Source organism: Vibrio fujianensis (genome assembly GCF_002749895.1).
Taxonomy (GTDB): Bacteria; Pseudomonadota; Gammaproteobacteria; order Enterobacterales; family Vibrionaceae; genus Vibrio; species Vibrio fujianensis.
Genome location: NZ_NBUS01000054.1, coordinates 448,715 through 451,284, shown reverse-complemented (window position 1 = coordinate 451,284; position 2,570 = coordinate 448,715). Strand labels below are relative to the sequence as shown.

Annotated in this window: 2 protein-coding genes and 1 pseudogene; 2 read left to right on the top strand and 1 reads right to left on the bottom strand. The window is 42.3% G+C overall.

What is annotated here, in order from left to right; genetic code table 11:
• On the bottom strand, positions 1-493 hold a 493-nt coding region (locus tag B7C60_RS19655; protein ID WP_483887768.1), incomplete at its 3' end, for an aminomethyltransferase family protein.
• Positions 494-1,094: 601 nt separating this feature from the next.
• On the opposite strand from B7C60_RS19655, the gene gcvH reads away from it, so the two are divergent.
• The gene (gene gcvH / locus B7C60_RS15125; protein ID WP_099612365.1) at positions 1,095-1,475 is read left to right on the top strand and encodes a glycine cleavage system protein GcvH; all 381 of its coding nucleotides are present in this window, start codon (positions 1,095-1,097) and stop codon (positions 1,473-1,475) included.
• A 135-nt stretch (positions 1,476-1,610) separates the two neighbouring features.
• A pseudogene (locus tag B7C60_RS19650) lies at positions 1,611-2,570 on the top strand (glycine dehydrogenase); the annotation flags it as partial.

Genomic DNA, 2,570 nt, shown 5'->3' with positions numbered 1-2,570 from the left:
GCCAACGAGCCAATACATTTGCCGCAGCCGGGCCTTGCAGTGCCAATAATGCACGATCATCGACGACATCAACGATGACATCACTGGGTAAATGAGTGCGTATATGATCAATGTCTTGTTGTTTGCAGGCAGCATTAACCACTAAAAACAGATGATCACCTAAGTTGGCAATCATAAAGTCATCTAAAACGCCTCCTTGTTCATTGGTGAATAAAGCATAACGCTGCTTGCCGATGGAGAGATCTATCACATCAACCGGAACTAATGCTTCTAACGCTTTTGCAGCATTTGAGCCAGATAGGCGTAATTGCCCCATGTGAGAAACATCAAATAATCCAGCCGCTTGTCGTGTATGTAAATGCTCTTTCTTAACGCCTAAAGCATACTGAACGGGCATAGCGTAACCGGCAAAAGGAACCATTTTAGCGCCCATTGCTAAATGCATAGCGTGTAAAGGAGTCACGCAAAGATCGTGAAAAGTCTGTAGAGCCATTGCTATCTCCATGACGTTTAATTCAAAAACCAACGCGCAAAAAGCGCGATCAAGTCAACATTTTCAATCATAAATAGAATGCGCTGATTGTTCATGGCCAACAACCTTTACTCATAAATATGCATTACATTTAACACCAAGATCACATTTAACTGAATTCACTGAACTAAGAAGCCTTATTTTTCAATCGATAACCAACTTAAACACCATAAAATATTTATGATTAGACACTCAACACATTTTACTCACCCGTTGATAACAACATCAAACAAAACAACATTAAACAAGGGAACTGGTTGTACATGGGGCATCCGGAATTCAAATAACGCCTTGTTATGTCGTTAAAATGTGCTTTCTGTAACAAAAAACAGCCTGAGATTTCTTATAAAAAATTTTTAAATTGAACGCCTATTTATGAAATAGTATGTTATTAATTTGTTAGTAGATAAAATTCCTATCGATTCGGTGATCGATAGCGCAAAAGTTCTCACCTAGCTGTTGCAAACTTGGGGTTGGTTTAACAGCCAATCACGCAAGAAAATAGAGAACGTTATGACTCTCTATCCGTTGAGTATTTAACCGTATACAGGAGACAACACAAATGGATAAAACGCTTAAATTTACCGATAGCCACGAGTGGGTTCGTGATAACGGTGATGGGACAGTAACGGTCGGTATTTCTGAACATGCGCAAGAAATGCTCGGTGATGTAGTTTTTGTTGAATTACCTGACATAGACAGTGAATGTGATGCAGGTGATGGCTTTTCTTTAGTTGAATCAGTCAAAGCCGCTTCCGATATATACGCTCCGGTCTCTGGTATCGTTATTGAAGTCAATGATGAACTTTCTGATAGCCCGGAGCTCATCAATGAATCTCCTTATGATACAGGCTGGATTGCTAAAATTAAGCTATCAGACCCCACAGAACTCGACGATCTTAAAGATGCGGATGAATATCTCCTCACCATCGAAGAAGAATAAAGAAGAATAATTAACTTATGATAGATCAACGATAAAGCGACCTTTGTCCATGGGTGGCTTTGTTGATTGTGGACTTGAGGTATCGGCGCTGATTCAACGAACTTCACTTGTTGCGATTTTAAAAGGTAAAGAAAAATGACCACACTGCTTGACAGCTTACAACCCAAGAATGAATTCATCGCTCGTCATAACGGGCCGAATACAGCAGAACAAGCCAGCATGCTCGATGTGGTTCAAGCGAAAAACCTTGAAGAATTAATAGCGCAAACCATTCCTAAAAATATTCGCTTAACGGCACCACTCACACTTTCAGAGCCAGAAAGTGAAGCAGAAATGCTCGCCCATCTCCAACGTTTTGCTCAACAAAACCAGCTTAAGCGAACTTTTATTGGTCAAGGGTATTACAATACCTTCACACCCAGTGTCATTTTACGCAATGTTTTGGAAAATCCTGGCTGGTATACCGCTTACACCCCCTATCAACCAGAAATATCTCAGGGTCGATTAGCCTCGCTGCTTAACTTCCAACAAATGATCATTGATTTAACAGGGATGGAGATTGCTAATGCTTCGTTACTCGATGAAGCAACAGCAGCAGCAGAGGCGATGACGCTTTGTCATCGAGCTGGAAAAAGTAAACACAACACTTTTTTTGTCGCCGATGATGTCCATCCTCAAACCATTGAGGTAGTAAAAACACGAGCCGCTTTTCTTGGATTTCATGTGCAAATCGGCCCGCTTGATAGCTTGACCCAGCAACCAGCTTTTGCCGCTCTGTTACAAAACCCCAGCACGACAGGAGAAGTGCGTGATTTAACTGCAATTATCAACAAAGCCCACGCTCAAAATACCCTAGTCACCGTCGTCACCGATTTACTTGCTTGCACCGTGATTAAACCGGCCGGAGAAATGGGGGCTGATGTGGTAATTGGCTCCGCGCAACGATTCGGTGTCCCCATCGGTTATGGCGGCCCTCATGCAGCCTTTATGGCTACACGTGAAATCTATAAACGTACCATGCCTGGGCGAGTAATTGGAGTCTCTATTGATAGCAAAGGCAATCAAGCACTGCGCATGGCGATGCAAACCCGAGAG

Bases quoted from the DNA above. Each gene is read 5' to 3' on its own strand.
- gcvH (WP_099612365.1), top strand. From the start codon at position 1,095: ATGGATAAAACGCTTAAATTTACCGATAGCCACGAGTGGGTTCGTGAT.